The organism is Shewanella sp. AS16 (assembly GCF_021412365.1).
GTDB classification, from domain to species: domain Bacteria; phylum Pseudomonadota; class Gammaproteobacteria; order Enterobacterales; family Shewanellaceae; genus Shewanella; species Shewanella salipaludis.
In genome coordinates this window covers 646543-664580 of record NZ_JAKCLK010000001.1, presented here as the reverse complement: position 1 = coordinate 664580, position 18038 = coordinate 646543, and the positions used below count along the sequence as shown (strand labels likewise).

General features: G+C 55.4%; 14 protein-coding genes. 9 read left to right on the top strand and 5 right to left on the bottom strand.

The window, feature by feature from the left end:
- Window positions 1-59 precede the first annotated feature (59 nt).
- The 4 genes from LZP73_RS02960 (at window position 60) to LZP73_RS02945 (ending at window position 4476) form a co-directional block, all read left to right on the top strand.
- Window positions 60-995: a porin gene (locus LZP73_RS02960; RefSeq protein WP_234232987.1), complete on the top strand. Its 936-nt coding sequence runs from the start codon at window positions 60-62 to the stop codon at window positions 993-995.
- Between the two features lie 185 nt (window positions 996-1180).
- A complete protein-coding gene (gene phoB, locus LZP73_RS02955; protein WP_234232986.1) occupies window positions 1181-1870 on the top strand; it encodes a phosphate regulon transcriptional regulator PhoB in 690 nt (229 codons plus the stop codon).
- A 74-nt stretch (window positions 1871-1944) separates the two neighbouring features.
- Window positions 1945-3270 (top strand): phosphate regulon sensor histidine kinase PhoR, encoded by a 1326-nt coding sequence (gene phoR / locus LZP73_RS02950; protein WP_234232985.1) that lies wholly within the window; start codon window positions 1945-1947, stop codon window positions 3268-3270.
- Window positions 3271-3504: 234 nt separating this feature from the next.
- Window positions 3505-4476 carry a PstS family phosphate ABC transporter substrate-binding protein gene (locus LZP73_RS02945; RefSeq protein ID WP_234232984.1) on the top strand — a complete coding sequence of 324 codons (972 nt, stop codon included), beginning with the start codon at window positions 3505-3507 and terminating at the stop codon, window positions 4474-4476.
- 304 nt (window positions 4477-4780) lie between these two features.
- Here LZP73_RS02945 and LZP73_RS02940 read toward each other — a convergent pair whose 3' ends face one another.
- The gene (locus tag LZP73_RS02940) at window positions 4781-5611 is read right to left on the bottom strand and encodes a collagenase (RefSeq protein WP_234233326.1); all 831 of its coding nucleotides are present in this window, start codon (window positions 5609-5611) and stop codon (window positions 4781-4783) included.
- Window positions 5612-5826: 215 nt separating this feature from the next.
- On the opposite strand from LZP73_RS02940, the gene LZP73_RS02935 reads away from it, so the two are divergent.
- Entirely contained in the window at window positions 5827-7611 is a 1785-nt protein-coding gene (locus LZP73_RS02935) for a M1 family metallopeptidase (protein ID WP_234232983.1), read from the top strand.
- Window positions 7612-8140: 529 nt separating this feature from the next.
- Here LZP73_RS02935 and LZP73_RS02930 read toward each other — a convergent pair.
- Entirely contained in the window at window positions 8141-8629 is a 489-nt protein-coding gene (locus tag LZP73_RS02930; protein ID WP_234232982.1) for a glutathione peroxidase, read from the bottom strand.
- A 144-nt stretch (window positions 8630-8773) separates the two neighbouring features.
- Here LZP73_RS02930 and LZP73_RS02925 point away from each other — a divergent pair, with 144 nt between their 5' ends.
- The 3 genes from LZP73_RS02925 (at window position 8774) to LZP73_RS02915 (ending at window position 12834) form a co-directional block, all read left to right on the top strand.
- A complete protein-coding gene (locus LZP73_RS02925) occupies window positions 8774-10156 on the top strand; it encodes a magnesium transporter (RefSeq protein WP_267960045.1) in 1383 nt (460 codons plus the stop codon).
- A 15-nt stretch (window positions 10157-10171) separates the two neighbouring features.
- Window positions 10172-10681 carry a GNAT family N-acetyltransferase gene (locus LZP73_RS02920; RefSeq protein ID WP_234232981.1) on the top strand — a complete coding sequence of 170 codons (510 nt, stop codon included), beginning with the start codon at window positions 10172-10174 and terminating at the stop codon, window positions 10679-10681.
- Between the two features lie 482 nt (window positions 10682-11163).
- On the top strand, window positions 11164-12834 hold the full coding sequence (locus LZP73_RS02915; protein ID WP_234232980.1) for a GGDEF domain-containing protein: 1671 nt from the start codon (window positions 11164-11166) through the stop codon (window positions 12832-12834).
- A gap of 78 nt (window positions 12835-12912) precedes the next feature.
- Here LZP73_RS02915 and LZP73_RS02910 read toward each other — a convergent pair whose 3' ends face one another.
- Window positions 12913-16035, bottom strand: a complete 3123-nt coding sequence (locus LZP73_RS02910) for an NAD(P)-binding protein (protein WP_234232979.1) — start codon at window positions 16033-16035, stop codon at window positions 12913-12915.
- Between the two features lie 188 nt (window positions 16036-16223).
- Window positions 16224-16385, bottom strand: a complete 162-nt coding sequence (locus LZP73_RS02905; protein WP_169563283.1) for a small highly charged protein — start codon at window positions 16383-16385, stop codon at window positions 16224-16226.
- On the opposite strand from LZP73_RS02905, the gene LZP73_RS02900 reads away from it, so the two are divergent.
- Window positions 16384-16551, top strand: coding sequence for a hypothetical protein (locus LZP73_RS02900; RefSeq protein ID WP_234232978.1), 168 nt, complete (start codon window positions 16384-16386; stop codon window positions 16549-16551). The genes LZP73_RS02905 and LZP73_RS02900 overlap by 2 nt on opposite strands.
- 87 nt (window positions 16552-16638) lie before the next feature.
- Here LZP73_RS02900 and LZP73_RS02895 read toward each other — a convergent pair whose 3' ends face one another.
- Complete coding sequence (locus tag LZP73_RS02895; protein WP_234232977.1) at window positions 16639-17988, bottom strand: RsmB/NOP family class I SAM-dependent RNA methyltransferase; 1350 nt, start codon at window positions 17986-17988, stop codon at window positions 16639-16641.
- Window positions 17989-18038 lie beyond the last annotated feature (50 nt).

Here is an 18038-nt window from a genome sequence, read left to right as displayed (position 1 = left end):
GCACACTTGCGCTCGTTCCAAACCAATAACCAAGACGAAAATGACGTCGAAAGGATGAAATGATGAACGTTTTTTGTAAAACTCTGCTTGCTTCTGCACTCGCTTCTGCCACTCTGGCCTCTGCTTACGCTGCCGAGCCATTGACGGTTTATGGTAAGTTAAACGTTACTGCACAGTCCAATGATGAAGGTGATGAATCTGTTACTACGATTCAGAGCAATGCTTCTCGTTTTGGTGTTAAAGGCGAGTTCGAGCTGAGCAGCTCACTCGAAGCTTTTTATACTGTCGAATACGAAGTCGATACCGGCGATGATTCGAAGAACAACTTCCTGGCCCGTAACCAGTTTGTCGGCCTGAAGGGCGATTTCGGTGCCCTGTCAGTAGGTCGCAACGACACCATGCTGAAGGTTTCTCAAGGTAAGGTTGACCAATTCAACGACCTGTCAGGCGACCTCAAGCACCTGTTCAAGGGTGAAAACCGTTTGGCCCAAACGGCCACCTACATGACACCTGCATTCGGTGATTTCAAGGTCGGCGTGACTTATGCTGCCGAAGGCGATGCGGATCAAATGAGTGCCGGCAGCGATGACGGTTTCAGTATTGCAGCCCTGTACGGCGACGCTAAACTGAAGAAGACACCTTTCTTCGCTTCTGTTGCTTACGACTCAGACGTCAAAGGTTATGATGTTCTGCGTGCCACGGTACAAGGTAAAGTGGCCGACTTGGTTCTGGGTGGTATGTACCAGCAGCAAGAGAAGTCTGAAAATGGTGACAGCAAAAACGGTTTCCTGTTGAGCGCCGCTTACCATATGGATGCAGTAGTGCTGAAGGCTCAGTACCAGGACATGGAAGACAAGGGTGATTCCTGGTCAGTTGGTGGCGACTACAAACTGGGTAAACCAACCAAGTTGTTGGCCTTCTACACCAACCGTTCTATCGACGGTGAGAGCAGCGATGACAAATACTTCGGTGTTGGTATAGAACACAAGTTCTAAGACCACAGCGTTTTTAATGAAAGGAGGCATATGCCTCCTTTTTTATTGCCATGAGCCGACAGTCAGATAAACTATTTATGACAGAAAATGCACTGAAATGAGTGCCAGTTAGCCGCCTGATCATAAATCTGTAATAAAAATGACCAATAATGGCGATGTTGAAATTCACTGACAGAAAATCACTTATGACTGCACGGATATTGATAGTAGAAGACGAGTTGGCCATCCGCGAGATGCTGACCTTTGTGATGGAACAGCATGGTTTTACCACCTCTGCCGCCGAGGATTTCGATTCGGCCGTGGCGCTGTTGCATGAACCTTATCCTGATCTGATCTTGCTCGATTGGATGTTCCCGGGTGGCAGTGGCATTCAGTTGGCTAAACGTTTGAAGCAGGATGAATTTACCCGCCAGATCCCCATCATAATGTTGACCGCCCGTGGCGAAGAGGAAGACAAGGTCAAAGGCCTGGAAGTCGGCGCCGATGATTATATCACCAAGCCATTCTCTCCCAAGGAGCTGGTTGCCCGTATCAAGGCAGTGCTGCGTCGCAGCGCACCGACCCGCCTGGAAGAAACCATAGACGTGCAGGGGCTGTTGCTGGACCCTGTCAGCCATAGGGTCACGGCCGGTAACACTGTGCTGGACATGGGGCCGACCGAGTTTCGCTTACTGCATTTCTTCATGACTCATCCGGAACGTGTTTACAGTCGTGAACAGTTGCTGGACAATGTCTGGGGTACCAATGTCTATGTCGAAGACAGGACTGTGGATGTGCATATCAGGCGTTTGCGCAAGGCCGTCGAAGGCTCGGGTCATGATCGCCTGATCCAGACTGTACGGGGTGCAGGTTACCGCTTTTCTACCCGTATCTAGTCTTTGTATGGTAGGCACGAGACGTCATTTAGATTATCTTGTGCCTTCATTCGGCAACTTGCCTGGATTTACCTATGGCTCACTCTTATTCCGGATACCGGTTGTTTTCGCGTATAGCTGTGTTTCTATCCGTATGTTTACTGATAGGGATCTTGTTCGGGAAAATACTCTGGGCACTCCTGCTCGGTAGTCTCGGCTTGCTGGCCTGGCATTACCACCAACTGTCCAGGCTCAATTACTGGCTCTGGCGCGACCGGCGCTTGACCCCTCCCCAGGGCAGTGGCAGCTGGGAAGGTACGTTCAACGGCATCTATCGTTTACAGGGCAAGAACCGCCGCCGGGTGGCGCAGTTGGCATCTTTGCTCGGACGTTTTCGTCAGGGGGCCGAAGCCTTGCCCGACGCCGCGGCCGTGCTCGATTCGGATCACAACATTCTCTGGTGCAATAAACTGGCGCAGCTGATCCTCGGATTCGTCTGGCCCCAGGACAACGGCCAGCGGATAGATAACCTGATCCGCCACCCGGATTTCTCCGCTTACCTGAAGAAAGCCGAGTATAAAGAACCACTGGAATTGCCTTCACCCGTCTCGGAAAAGCGTTTGCTTGAGATACGTATCATGGCCTACGGCGACCGCCAGTTGTTGTTGATCGCCAGGGATATCACACGTATCCGGCAGCTGGAGGGGATGCGCAAGGAGTTTGTCGCCAACGTTTCCCATGAGCTGAAGACCCCCTTGACCGTGCTGCAGGGATATCTGGAGATGATGCAGGGCATGGAGGCTGAGGATTCAGTGAATGCCAAGCCGCTGAAGCTGATGCAACAACAGACCCACAGGATGCAGTCCATGGTGGAGCAGTTGCTGGCACTGTCCCGAATCGAAGATGCTGCCGACATCAATCTGGAAAATACCGTCAACATGACGCAGTTGATGGAAGGGCTCAAGGTCGAAGCCAGTGCCCTGGCATTGGGCCAGTACGAGTTGAGCTTCTATTGTGAACCTGGGCTGGATACCCATGGCAACGAGTTGCAGTTGCGCAGTGCCTGTTCCAACCTGATCTCCAATGCCATACGTTATACCGAGCCTGGAGGTAAAATCGAGGTGCAGTGGCGCAGCACCGCAACGGGCGGGCTATTCAGCGTCAAGGATACGGGCGAAGGCATAGCGCCGCAGCATATCAGCCGTCTGACCGAGCGTTTCTACCGGGTCGACAGTGCCCGTTCGCGCCAGACGGGGGGCAGTGGCCTGGGGCTGGCCATAGTCAAACATGCCCTGAGCCACCACCACAGCGAACTGACAGTCATCAGCGAGCAGAAAAAAGGCAGTACCTTCAGTTTTGTCATACCGCTGCACTTGCTGGAGCGCCGGCCCCAGAGCGGCTCTATGTCCTCGGTTAACTAGGCTGGGACCATGAAAAAAACAGGCATACAGCCTGTTTTTTCGTTTTGGGCCTGTCCCGGGCTATAGTTATAGTTGCGAGTCCGGCCACGGCGCAGCTCGCTGCAGAGAAGGCGCAAACATTATATTTCACTATGTCATCTAAGTGTCACATCAGAGTCATAGACTTGTCATTGTAGCGATTGATACTGGCTGCGTTTTAGAAACCAAGTACGCATAACACTGGAGCAACATATAATGAAATTGAAACAGCTTGTCGGCGCGGTTACCTTAACGGCCGCTGGTGTATTCTCAGCAGCATCTATGGCTGCAATCGATCAGTCTTTACCCACTTACGAAAAGACAAGTGGTGTATCTGGTAACTTGTCATCTGTTGGTTCAGACACTCTGGCGAACATGATGACTCTGTGGGCCGAAGAGTTTAAGCACATATATCCAAATGTGAACATTCAAATTCAGGCTGCCGGTTCTTCTACTGCGCCACCAGCCTTGACCGAAGGCACTTCTCAGTTCGGTCCTATGAGCCGTAAGATGAAGCCTAACGAAGTCGAAGCCTTCGAGAAGCACTATGGTTACAAGCCTACCGCGATTCGCGTCGCCATCGATGCCCTGGCTGTTTTCGTGCATAAAGATAACCCAATCAAGGGTCTGAGCAAGGAACAGGTTGACGGTATCTTCTCATCTACCCACAAGTGTGGCGGTGCGGACCTGACTCGTTGGGGCGATGTCGGCCTGACAGGTAACTGGGCGGCGAAAGATGTGCAGTTGTATGGCCGTAACTCGGTATCTGGTACTTACGGTTACTTCAAAGAGCACGCCCTGTGTAAAGGCGACTTCAAGGCCAACGTAAACGAACAGCCTGGTTCTGCGTCTGTGGTTCAGTCTGTATCTCAGTCTCTTAACGCCATAGGTTACTCAGGCATAGGCTACAAGACTGCCGGTGTGAAAGCCGTCGCCATCTCCAAGAAAGGCAATGATTATATCGCTGCCACCACAGAGAATGCGGCTAACGGTACTTACCCATTGTCACGCTACCTGTATATCTATGTGAACAAGCACCCAAACAAAGATCTGGCGCCTATGGACCGCGAGTTCATCCGTTACGTGCTGTCTAAGCAAGGCCAACAAGTCGTTGAAAAAGACGGTTATGTTTCCCTGCCTAGAAGTGTGGTAGCCAAAGATCTGCAGAAAGCCGGCATCCGCCTGTAAGTTTAGCTTCTGCATCTAAAAGGCCTCGAAAGAGGCCTTTTTTGTGGGCGGCGTTCGGGGTTGTATGAGACCCGCAGGCATGAGCTTGGAATGCCTGCGTCGCTTGTGCGGGAGAAGGTAGACAAAAAAAAAAAAAAAGCGACCCAAGGGGTCGCGTTAAATTCCAATTCGGAATCTTCGATGGTCGCGCTAGAAACCATCTCAATGGGAGTATGATGATGAACGATGAAACTCATAACGACAAAGATTCGGTTCACATAATCAGACTGCCACTTTCTGGGTTAGTTCAGAAAATTTCGCATTTTTATGTTTTTTTATTTAATTGCCGTCGCCACAGGGAAAATTCCTCGTCCATCTCGTCGCCCCAGAAGGTGATTAAGGCCTGATATCTGGGGTAATCCCCCTTGCGGGTGAAGGCCAGCATGGCATCGAGCCTGGGTTTATGGCGCTCGAGCATGAAACGCACCGCCAGATATCCCCAAAGATAGATGCGCTCTGTGCCGGCGTTGTGCTCGTAGCCGGTATCGAACAGGGCGCTCAAGGCATAGCCGGGTTCGTCGGCAAGCTTGAGGGCCGCCGGGTTGTCGTTGCCTTTGGCTATGTATTCGGCCAGGCCTTCTGACCACCAGACAAGATAAGGCAGCAGCGGGGCGGGGCTGGGGCAGTATTCGGGGGCGCTGTGGGAGTCGTGTAGGCTGGCACAGAAATCGCCGTACAGATTGAAACGTCCATCCAGGTAATGCACATACTCATGGGCCAGGTTCCAGATCTGCCCCTGGCGCTCATAAGTCACAAATTCGGCGCTGTTGTCCGGCGCTTCGGGATGACCTTCGAGGTACATGCCGCCATTGTCGCTGGGCACATTGAAATGTGCCGTCACATAGCGTTCATAATCGCCACGGCTATGATACACGTTGGCGCGCATCCTGAGATTATTGTCCTGAGGCACTGGGGTGTCGTGGGTGTCGAGCAGCCGATGGAAGCGACGTTCCTGCTGCAACATGAGTTGGCAAGCCTGGCTGAGCTGGGGCTGGGTCAATGCCTGGGCGCGTATGACCAAGGTGTCGCTGCAGCCGTATTCCTGTTGCAGTATGTCCGTCACCGGCGGCAGGCTTTCCCCCTGGGGTTGAGTCATGGCCTGAGCCTGGGTGGTCAACAGGCAAGCCAAGGCCAGGCGCTTGTATCTCTTCACTAAGCATTCTCCCCTTTGTTTTTTGGATACAATATACTTTCACGGTTGGCAACGCAAATACCGCCGGTGCCAATGACTTTTGTCCGTTCAATGCTTACCATCTATGGCAACCTGGCCGCCGGCCTCATAAGCCTGCATAACAACAAAGGAAGTCATAAGTGCAACCAGAATGGGATACCAACAGAGATTATCATTCCTTCGCCAACCCGGATGAAGTCAGGGTGGCCCACCTGGCCCTGACCCTGGCGGTGGACTTCGATGCCAGACGCTTAGCGGGTACGGCAGAGCTGTCGTTGACCTATATGCTGCCGGATGTGCGGCACTTATTCCTGGATTCCAAGGACTTGCAGATCCTTAAGGTGCAGACACCCGACGGCGAGGCCCTGCCGTACTGCCTGGATGCCAGGGACCCTGTGCTGGGGCAAAGACTGAACATTGCGCTTGAGTCGCATCCCGCCAAGATGGTTATCCATTATCTCACCTCCCCACAGGCCCAGGGGCTGCAGTGGCTGGCACCCGAACAAACCAGGGGTAAACGTCTGCCTTACCTCTTCAGTCAGTCTCAGCCCATAGACGCCCGCAGCTGGATCCCATTGCAGGACACGCCCCAGGCAAGGATCACCTTCGAGGCCAAGCTCACCGTGCCTAAGGGCATGCGGGCTGTGATGAGCGCCATGAACAGTGCGGATACCCCCTTGGAGGGGCAATTCGCCTTCAGTATGGAGAAGCCGATCCCGACACACCTGTTGGCATTGGCGGTCGGCGAGCTGGCCTATGCCGAGCTGGGGCCTCGCTCCGGCATCTATACCGAACCTGCTATGTTGGCCGCCGCCGCGGCCGAGTTCGAAGACACCGAGCAGATGATGGCTATCGCCGAGTCCTTGCTCGGTCCCTATGCCTGGGGACGTTATGACATCCTGGTCCTGCCGCCGAGTTTCCCCTTCGGCGGCATGGAAAATCCCAGGTTGGCCTTCATCACCCCGACCCTGATTGCCGGCGACAAGAGTCTGGTATCGACCGTCGCCCATGAGCTGGCCCATTCCTGGACAGGTAATCTGGTGAGCAACGCCAGCTGGCGCGATCTCTGGCTCAACGAGGGCTTCACCACGTATTTTACCAATCGCATCGTCGAGGCAGTGTACGGCAAGGAACAGGCCGAGCTGGAATGGGTACTTGAATTCACTCGCTTGCAGGAAGAGATGCAGTTGCTGCCATTGGCGCGGCAGACCCTGCCGGCCAATGTCCAGGACGAAGATCCTCAACAGGCCTTCAATCGTTTTACCTATGACAAGGCTTCGCTGTTCGTGCATCAGTTGGAGGCTTGTCTGGGGCGGCCGGCTTTCGACGCCTTCCTGCATGACTATGTGGCCCATTTCGCCTTCCAGGCCATCACCACAGAGACCTTCGTCGACTACGCCAGGCAGACGCTGCTGCATGAGCATGGGGATAAGTTCACCGAGGCGCAGTTACTGGAATGGGTCTATGGTGCAGGCTTGCCGAGCGAGTTTGTCGCCCCAAGCTCGTCGAGCCTGGATAAGGTGACCGAGGCATTGCATGCCTGGCTCGGCGGTACCCAGGCGATGCGGCTCGAAGTGCAAGACTGGCGGGTACAGCATTGGCAGTATTTTCTGGCGCAACTGCCCGAGATCTTGTCCCATGGACAGCTGGCAGAGTTGGATGCCTGTTTCAAGCTGACCCAATCGACTAACGCCGAAATCGCCTGTGATTGGTTCAGGGCGGCCATCCGCAACAACTATGATCCCGTGCTGCCGGCGCTGGGAGACTATCTGTGCGCCATAGGCCGGGGGAAATTTGTTCGCCCTTTGTATACCGAGCTGAAAATTGCCGGTTATCTCGAGCAGATGCGGGCCATCTATGCCCGGGCACGCAGTGGCTATCATCCTTCGATACAGCTGCAGTTGGATGCCCTGCTGGAGGAATAGCAGGCATAAAAAATGGCGACCCAAGGTCGCCACAAAGTATTCAAAAGGGGTCACAGGAAAAACAATGCGCTAGCGTGTTTGACTGTTTCCCAAAAGGGAGATGATGAACATGAAGCCTCTGGCTAAGTGTTGAGGTGCAGGGCGATAACACAACTGCCAGTATTGCACTTCTGCCAGGATCGCAAGCGACCTTATCCACTTCTCAAAGGCTTCATAGAGTCAGAGTCGCCCGGAGGATAAAAGTTCAGTGGCCGGTAATTTTTATGTGCTGACCCTTCATGGGCCGTGTCCGGAATGTCAGGGGAAATGCGCAAAAAAAAAGGCAACCCAAGAGGTCGCCAGCTGATCTATCACTAGATCCAGGGGGACCGCGCTAGAAGTCCCAGGGAGAATGATGAACATGAAAAGTGGATATTCACTGTTCATAGGATTGGAGGGCTTCTGGCGACTAAAGTTCAAAAAATAACCGCTGTTTTTTGACTATTTTTTAAAGCTGTTAGTTATCAATAGCTTTGGTTCCCCCTTTTGTTCAGCGCTTGAGCAAGGCCGCTATTTTCGGCGCCAGGCTCTCGGGCTTGGTGGTGGGCGCAAACCTGGAAACGACCTTGCCTTGGCCGTCGACCAGGAATTTGGTGAAGTTCCACTTTATCTTCTCTGTGCCCAGCACTCCCTTCGCCCGGGACTTGAGGTATTGGTACAAGGGGTGGGCCTGCTGGCCGTTGACTTCTATCTTGGCAAACAAGGGGAAAGTCACTCCGAAGTTAAGCTCGCAGAAAGATTGAATTTCCTGCTCAGCTGCTTGTTCCTGGGCGCCGAACTGATTACAGGGGAAGCCCAAAATCACCAGTCCCTGTTCCCTGTATTGCCGATACAAGGCCTCCAGCGCCTTATATTGGGGGGTGAAGCCGCACTGGCTGGCGGTATTGACTATCAAGAGTACCTTGTTGCGAAATTGCTCCATGGCAACCTGATTGCCCTGAATGTCTGTGACCGAGAAATCGTAAATCGTCTGTGTCATGGCTTTGTCCTCGTGAATGATGGAGCCAATCTAATACAATGATTGATAGATGGCAATATACTTGCGCACAATTCAATTTGTTGAATTGCCTATCCCGTTAAATATCAATATAGTTCCCGCATTAAACCCGAGTGAAGAGAAGACATGCCTGTGACCGAAGATAAGACTGAATATGATGTTAGCAGTTTGGCACAGACAGATCTTGGGCTGGTGGTGCAACAACTGACCCAGGCCGAGGGCGATGCCCAGGCCGAAGTCTTCAGCGAGATCCTCGACGAGGCCGAGCCTGGTACTATTGCCATCTTGCTCGAATCCCTGCCGCTGGATGCCCGTTACGAGCGTTGGCAGCAAGTGGAGTTTGGCGAACGCGCGACTGTGTTGAGCCTGATGCGCGCCGCGCCGCGGATGGAAATCCTCAAGCGGATGCCGAGCGAAGAAGTGGATCTGCTATTCGCTCAGTTGAGTCCGGAGGATCTGATCGACTGGAGTGACTCCCTGCCCGACAGCTTTACCGATCGCGCCCTGGCGCAGATGGGCGAGCGTCAGCGGCAGAGATTCGAACTCTACAATCAATATTCCGAGAATGAGATAGGCCGCTACACGGATCACCAGATGCTGGTGCTGAGCGTCAAGGCGTCGGTTGCCCAGGCGCAGCGCTTCTTCCGCCGCATCGACTTGGACTGCAGCGATAACCTGTTTCTGGTCGACGATCAGGACAAGTATTTGGGCTGTGTCCGTCGCTATGAAGTGTTCAAACATGCCCCCGAGGAGCCGCTGACCTCCTTGATGACCGAAGAGACGAGGGCGATCGCCGCCGATACTTCCCTGCTCGATGCCGCCGAAGCCATAGAACATAGCCGTGAAATAGAGTTGCCCGTCGTCGATGACGAGGGCGAGCTGATTGGCAGGATCACCCTGCGCACGGCCATGGATCTGGTTCGTGAACATTATGAGTCCCAGCTGATGGCGACAGCGGGTATGGACGAGTCCGACGACTTGTTTGCCCCCATCATCAAGGGCGCCAGACGGCGCGCCATCTGGCTGGGGATCAACCTGTTGACCGCCTTCCTGGCCTCGGCAACCATAGGCCTGTTCGCCCATGTGCTGTCCCAGGTGGTGGCCCTGGCTATCCTGATGCCGATAGTGGCATCCATGGGAGGGATCGCCGGCAGTCAGTCGCTGACCCTGATGATCCGTGGCATGGCCCTGGGACAGGTGTCTGCCGGTAACTTGTTTTCCTTGATGAAGAACGAGTTGGGCATAGGCATAGTCAATGGCTTGCTGTGGGCGCTGGTCATAGGGGCCATATCCGGCTGGTGGTTTGCCGAGGCCAAGATAGGCATGGTGATCGCCTGTGCCATACTGATCAACATGGCGGTGGCGGCATTCGCCGGGGTGCTGGTGCCCATGATATTGCAGCGCATGAACCAGGATGCGGCCCTCTCAGGCTCAGTGATCCTGACCACTGTGACAGATGTGGTCGGCTTCTTTACCTTCCTTGGATTGGCGAGCATCCTGTATTTATAAACCATGGTGAATAAGGTGAACACTGAGAGCATCAGCATAGAGCTCTGCCTGGATGAGGGGTTACGACGTCAGGCGGCAGCCCTGGTCGACAGCCGTGACGATAATGCCCATCCCCTGGACCATGAGGCCTTCTTCGCCGCCAGGGCGATAATAGTGGCCTTGAATGCCGCCAGAAAGGTGGTCGGCTGCGCCGTCATCAAGGCGGGAAGCGGGGGGGTTGCCGAACTGGGCTATCTGGTGGTCGCCCCAGATTACCGGCGTCTTGGGCTCGCCACTCGCTTGACTGCCAAGCGTATCCAGCAGGCCAAGACCCTGGGAGTCAAGCTGCTGTTTGCCACTGTGCGCGAGGAAAACAGTCTCAGTCGCGCCAATTTGGTCAAAGCCGGCTTTAAGCTCTGGGGCAAGTATCTGAGCATAAGGGGCACAGGCAACAGCATAGACTGGTATTATCTGCCGCTTGCCGCGGATCTCGACATTCCGGCCCTGATGCAAACCCTGGTCGGCGCGCGTACCCGGCTAGCCTAACGCAGCCGCTCGGCAGCATAGACGAGAACCACGCCAGGGCTATCCCGGCCAGCATCAACACCTTAAGCCGCTCATCCAGCAACAGCCAGCCGCAGCCGGGTGCCGCGAACATCGGGAATGTATCCTGGCTATACACTGGGTCTCAGTCCGGGCTGGTTTTAGTGGCGGTGCGCTTGAAGCGTCTGGCCAGCTCATTCCAGCTCGGCAGCAGAGACGCGAACCACACCAGGGCTATCCCGGCCAGCATCAACACCTTAAGCCGCTCATCCAGCAACAGCAGGCGGCGAACATCAGACCTGTGTACTCGACCCGGCCAGTGTCGTCCGGGGGCAAAACCCGCTTGTGCTTTTTGGGCTGCAGGCGTAAAAAAGATCTCCTGTAGCCATAAAGTTGCAGTGTGTTACATGTTATCCTGCCTTGCCTGATGAGGCGGGCTTGCTATGAATGCCTTATCCTAATCGAATCAATAATAATAAGTTTTTATGGCCAGAGTTAATTTAACCTTCATATTTATCGGCCTCATGCTGTTGTGTGGCCTGGGTGCCGCAAAGGCGCAGGCGAGAGTCGAGTTGGACGCCCCCTATATCTTCCATCTGGATGAGGGGCAGCAATTTCCGTCGGCCTATGCCGAGGTGCCCGAGTGGATGTCTTCGCTGCGCGAGACTCCCTCGGTCAAGTTGACCGGTGGGGATTATTGGATGGTGACCCAGTTGTTGCCCCACGGAACGGACGGGACTTGGGTGGTGGATGCGCGCAACTCCATCATAGAGAATGTCGACTATTGGGTGTTGGGCAGCGATGGTTCGAGCCAACTCGCCCACAGCGGCTATTCGGCGCCCTATGAATTCCTGTTCGACTATGGCCGCAGCTTCAGCCTCACCCCAGGCATAGATTATTGGCTGGTGGTTAAGCTCAGCAGCCGCTATTACTCTTCTGCACCTCAGTTGGAAATGAGCCCTTTGGCCGAACATAGGTTGCTGACAGATAAGCTGGCGATGATCATTTCCCTCTGTCTGGGTGGCTTGGTCTTTATCGCCTGTTATAACCTGTTTATCTACCTCTCAACCTCGGACAAGGCCTTCTTATTCTACGGCGTCTATGTGTTGAGTTACTTCGGCGGCTGGGCGTTCACCTTCCACCTGCCGGCGCACCTATGGAACTTTCATCTGCTGGAGTTGCACCACCTGTTCTTCATCGGCTTGCCAATACTGAACATCATGTTCTATAAGTATTTTCTGCAGCTGCCCAGCTATTCACCCAAGTTATGGCGTTTGAGCAAGATCTTGCTGTGGGCCTGCATTCTGGCTTTGCCGACCAGCATCTGGCTGATTTCCTACACAGCCATCATAGCTTCTGTGCTTATCATGTTCTGGATAGCCCTGGCGATCACCTGTGGCAACGTCTGTCTGATGAAAGGCTTCTCCCCCGCGCGTTATTTTATCATGGCTTTCAGCTGTTTATTGTTGCCTGCCGTGCTTATTCTTCCGGGAAATTTGGGCATCACCCCGGATTTCATCGAGTACGCCGAGCTGGCAACCCTGATAGGGGGTACGGCGGATGCGCTGCTCTTGTCCCTGGCCCTGGCCAACAAGCTCAAATTGCTGTCTGAGGAACGCAAGGCGCATATCGAAGAGCTCTGTTTCGCCTGGGAAACGGCGCGGCGCGATGCCCTGACTCAGGTAGGCAATCGTTTTGCATTCGATGAATTCATGCAGGGAGCGACCGAATTTGCCGACAGGGTCAAACAGGCCATGAGTCTGGTTCTGCTGGACGTAGATGGTCTGAAAACCATCAACGAAACCCTGGGGCACCACGAGGGGGATAGGGTGCTCAAATCCCTGGTGCAGGCGCTGCAGGGGATCCAATTGGCACACATGAGCCTGTATCGCCTCAGTGGTGATGAGTTTGCCATCATCTTGCCCAGCGAGGAACGTGAGGCTTTGCTGCTTAAAATTAACGACTTGAAACAAGCCTTCCTGGCCGAGGGCGTCAAGGGGGTCAAGCTGCATTGTGGCTATGCGGATAACACCCAGGTGGCCAAGTCCCACGAATGGCTCAGGTTGGCAGACAGCAAACTCTACAGTGACAAGATAGACAAGCGGCGCGAGAAATACGCCCAAAGCCGGGCCTTGGGAAGCGAAGTGGGTTATTAGGCCATATTCCCCGACCATATTCTCTGGGGCCGGAGAATATGGTCGGGGACGCCGCAGTGTGCAAAGCTGAGGCTGGCGTCAGAAGTCCTGCTCGCCTTTAATGATGGCCGGGTGGCCACAGATGGCCCTGGCCGTATGCATCCCCGCCATGGTTGCCGCTTCGACGCAACCTACATTGAGACCCGTCTTGATCCAATCCCCTGTGACATACAGGTTGCCTATGCCGGTGGCATCCGTGGCGACCCTGTAGCTGCTGCTGCCTTTCACCGACAACACATAACGCTCCGAGGGATCCACATTGGCCCGCCAATATTGGCTGTCGAAACGCGCTTCCCCCTGGCGCTGAAAGGGATCGTGCAGCCACTGCCAGGGAAAGGTCTCACCTACTTCTTGCCACAAATGGTGGATTTCATGTTTGAGCTGACCCAGGGCGCCGGCCTTGGCTCTGTCCGTCATGCGTTGTTGAAAGTTCACCTCTGTCCTGGGCGGATAGCTTGCCACCGGCAGGGCGGAGCAGAAATAACTGGCATTTTTCGGGGCTTCTCCCTGCCAGGCTTCCTTATCCAGCAATTGATCCATGGCGGCCCAGGTATCGAAGGGCTCGCTGAACCCGGACAGCACAGGTTGTTCGCCGGACGCCGGAGTATGGGCCCAGCCCATGGCGGCCAGATCTTGATCCAGCCAGAGTTGATAGGCCTGGGTGGCGACCGTCTTGACCTTGTCGACGGCCTGCTGCAACGCCGGACTGGCCGCCAGCACTTCGGTGGCCACATGGGGCAGGGAGCCTATGGACAGGCCGAAAATGACCCGATCGAAGTCTTTACCTTTCACCAGGCGCTTCTGGGGCAGCGGCCGGTCGAAGTGGGCCAGATAGCGATTGTCCCAATCGCTCCAAAAATGTTCCAGGTTGATGTTATGGGCCTGCAGCAGCGCCGCCTGCTCCGGGTCCAGCTGCTCATAATCGGGACAGCTGGGCCAGCAGTCCAATCCCTTGACCTCGACCAGGGGGTGATAGTCTTGGCTTGGGTCGGCCAGCGCCACCTGTTCGGTGATCTGTATGGCCTCTATGCTCTGATTGCGGCATTCGAGATTATCGACCCTGTTGAAGAAGTGGAACTTCACCCCGCGGCGTTTGAGTACCTGGTAATAGGGGGTGAATACCACATCGCCCATGCCGGCCTGCATCTTCCACATCAGGCTTCCCTCATAGCAGAGGGCGATGCGCAGCATGGCACGTATCAGAGTGCCGGCTTCGACATTGGGACGTTCGAAGTTGCCCTCCTCATAGGCAAACACAAGATCATAGAAGCCCCGCACCGGCGCGCTGTCCAGTGTGTATTGCTCGTTGGCACCGTGTCTGGCCAGCCACTCGCGGTAGTCATAGTCGTTGATGGCATCGAAGCCCTGCTCAAATACCCCATCGACAAACATGCCCTTGAGTATGGTCAGTCCAAGATCGACGGCGATATAGAGGTGACGCAGCTCGTCGTTCTGCGCCAACGCCGGGCTGAAGCGTTCCACCAGGCTGGCATGGAGCGCATCGACGGCGGACTCCACCAGGCCGTCATCTGTTTCTCTATGCTCATGGCCGCGGCATTCCTTGTCGATCAGGCGGTTGAAATGACACTCGAGTTGCTCGCCCAGGGCGACGAGATCCTCCCTGGCGTCGTCGACCGAGTCCTCCAGTTTATCCTTGAGCCGCTCGAACCAGTCATGGCTGAACCAATGCCTGGGTTTGGCCGATTCCCTGTCGGCTGCGCCGTGCAGCTGCTCCATCTCGCCCAGCCATTGACGTATCCAGGCGAAGCTGGCCTTGACCAGTTTCCAGGGGGTGAGGATCTCGTTGCTGTCGCCCGGGATCCCGTCTGTCGCGGGGAAGCTGATGGGCCAGCTGACGCTGCGCCCGGCAATCTCTTCCTGCAGTACTATGAAGTTGTGGGGTTTGAAGGCGTCGAGGAAGCCGGCCAATGGTGCGCCTGCCGGCCTGTCCAGTTCTTCATAGGCCTTGCGTATCGAGGCGAAGGCGTTCTGATAGAAGCCGAACCAAATATGCAGGCCATGCTCTTCGATCCTCTGGCCCATGGCGGCATTGCGGCCGCTGGCCCCCTTGCCGCCGACGCGCCATCCCAGTTGATAGACGTCTATTTCATACAGGTTTTGCCAGCCTGGCTTGTCGGTCAGGTAATAGGCCGCCGTCATGGCCGCCACTCCGCCGCCGAGAATGGCGATCTTCTGTTTCTTGATCTGTGAGTTATCCACCAGCACCTCGGCCGGCGGTACTTCGAAATCGAAATTCACATGATAGGGCAGCAATACCCCTTGTTCTCCCAACTCCAGTCCCAGGCTGTCCTTGAGCGGGAAGCTGGCGTTATCGAACAGGGTGGCGCGCAGCTCATTTTCCAGCAAGCAGATGGAGTGCACCTTGTTGATCTTGGCGGGGGCGGCGACTATCGCCTGGTAGACGGCCTTCTGCCCCGAGGCGTCCGGGAGTTGCTTCAGGAACACCTGCTCTATCGCGGGTTTGAACAGCAGCTCGAACATCTGCTCTGCGCCAAGCAGATCCAGCTGGGGAATGAAGTCCGTCTGGGCCTTGAGCAGTTGCCATGTCTGTTCCATGGCCTCCAGTGTCGACAGGGGCGTCTCGGGCCCGGGGCTGCAACTCACCTCCAACAGAGAATGCATGGCCAGCTCTGTCTCGGCCGAAAACCGGCGAAAACTTTTGGCGGCCAGAGACAATTCCGTCAACTTCTCCCCCGGGGCGGGCATCTTATGCTCACACAGGTATTTGGGATAACCGAACAGCTCGCGACCGTTGATCAAGGCCATGGCGTCGTTGACCCAGATATGCAATGGCTGAAAATACACCTGGCTTATGTTATCGCTGTCGGCATCATCCTGGCGCCCCAGCATGACCCAGGTGATGATATCTGTTTCCTGGATCCACCCCTTCTCCCTGTCTGCCGGATACGCAGAATAGGCCTTGGCTATCTGGGTAAAAGTGGTCAGCACATAGGGCGACAGCACCTTGAAATACATGGCGCCGCCGGCCACCTGGTTGAGGGTGCTGTCTACCGAACGCTGCAGATTGGCCAACTTGCCCTTGAGAAAGAAGCCATACATGTCGGCGTTATTCAGCACCAGTGGCGAGTGCATCAGCATGCTGCCGGGGGGATAAATGAAATCTGGGTTTTGGGTTTTCATGGGCTCATCCTTTAGAAGGGGAAACAGCAACAGCAGAAAAGCATAAGGGAAAACAGCGCGTTAGCCTATGAATTTTTAGCGGCTTCACGGCGTGCTCGTTGGCGGTTTATGGGGAGGCGATAAAGGAATGTAGCCAGTTGCAGCCGACTGCAACTGGCTAAGATATGTTCGGTACAACTAGAGGGGGATTACTTCCATTTGTTTTGGGCGAATTCCACCTCGGTATTTTCATCAAAGTAACGCCGCTTGGTATCCCTGCGGCGCTGTTTTACCCGTTTCGTCTTTTGCTTACCTTTGACGCTGTCGCCCCATGGCGCAGTATCATCGTCAAATTCATAGGAGTGTGACATGGTCAAAATTCCAAAAATAACTGTGCCATTCTCGGCACAGCTCTTTTTACCCAAAGGCAGGATGAAGCTAAAGCGAAATATTTATTGTTTGATGGTGAAAATATTTGCCCAAATTGCACTGGCAGAAAATGCTTTCCATGACCTCAACCCGGCAGACGCCCAGTGAGTGAGCCAGGCGCAAGGAAATATGAGGGCTCCCTTGTTTCTGTTGGGTATTTTTATGGCCTGCCGCTGGATAGCGGCAGGCCATATTTCAGAAGCGCTTCTGCATCCGTACCACGAACATGCCGTCGCTGTTGGCCTCGAAGGGCCAGACGGTCAACATCCGGGTCGACTCGCCGGTGAAGGGGTGCTGCAGTGTCTGCAGTTCAAATTCGTCATGCAGAGCGAGAAATTTATTGACCACATCCTGATTTTCCGCCGGCGCCAGGGAACAGGTGGCGTAGACCAAGATCCCGCCCGGCTTCACCGCCCGGCTGCTGCGACTGAGGATATCCAGCTGCAACTCGGTCTTGTCCATTACGCTATCCGGCTCATCCAGCCAACGCATGTCCGGGTTGCGGCGCCAGGTGCCGGTGCAGCTGCAGGGGGCATCGACCAGCACGCCGTCGAAATGGGCGAGGGGCACAGGCAGCTCATCGCTCTGCCAGCGTGCCAGGCTGATGCCTTCGAAACCGGCGCGCAGTGCGCGCTTGCCGAGCTCTTCCAGCGCCTTGGTGCGGATATCCGAGGCGACTATGCTGCCCTGGTTTTGCCGGCCGGCGGCCTTCTGCAGCATGAGGGATCTCAGCTGCAGGCTCTTGCCGCCGGCGCCGCTGCAGGCATCCCACCAGAGTTCATCCGGCGCCGGTGCGCACACCCTGCCTATGACTTGGGAGGCGAGATCCTGGATCTCCAACTTACCCGCCTTGTACAGCGCCAGTTCGTTGAGATTCATGCTCTTGTGGCCGAGGTTAATGGCATCGTCGAAGTACTCGCTGGCGCTGGCCGCCAGCGCCGCTTTCTTGAGCTCGGTCAGCGCCTCATCGACGCCGATTTTCTGGACTCGGGCCCAGATGGGCGGGCGACTGCAGAGGGCTTCTATCAGCCGCGTCTGTTGTTCGCCCTCCAGGGGGCAGACTCGCCAGAACCAGGCGGGCACCAGCTCGCCGGCAGCGAAGTCCTGCCCTGGGGCCATGGCGGCCATCAGCGTCTGTTGCTCAGTTAAGCTCCGGCCTATGTCGGCAGGAAAGGCGTCCAGGCCGGAAAACCCCTGCCAGGCGTCGCGAATGTCGCGCCAGGGATGGGCTTCGAGCAGGGCGCAACCCGAGAGCATGGCGAACCAGTCCCCGGATTGCTGCCAGGCACCTAGCTTTTGCAGCCAGCCCCACCAACGAAACAGGCCGAACAGGGTCTCGCGTATGACCCTTCTGTCTTTGGAGCCGTGTTTCTTGTGTTCACGGAAATAATTGGCCAGCACCCTGTCTGCGGGCTGGGCATCCTGCAGCACCTGGGCGAACAACAGCTTGATGGTATTGGCATGACTCAGGGCGCGCTTCTGTGCCGGCGTTGTCGCCTGCAGCCCAGCTTGGCTGTGTGAGTCCTGATTGGGAATAGAGGTCATGGGTATCGGCCTGGCAGCAAAAAATGCGGTTTGGCCCTATTAGGGCAAAC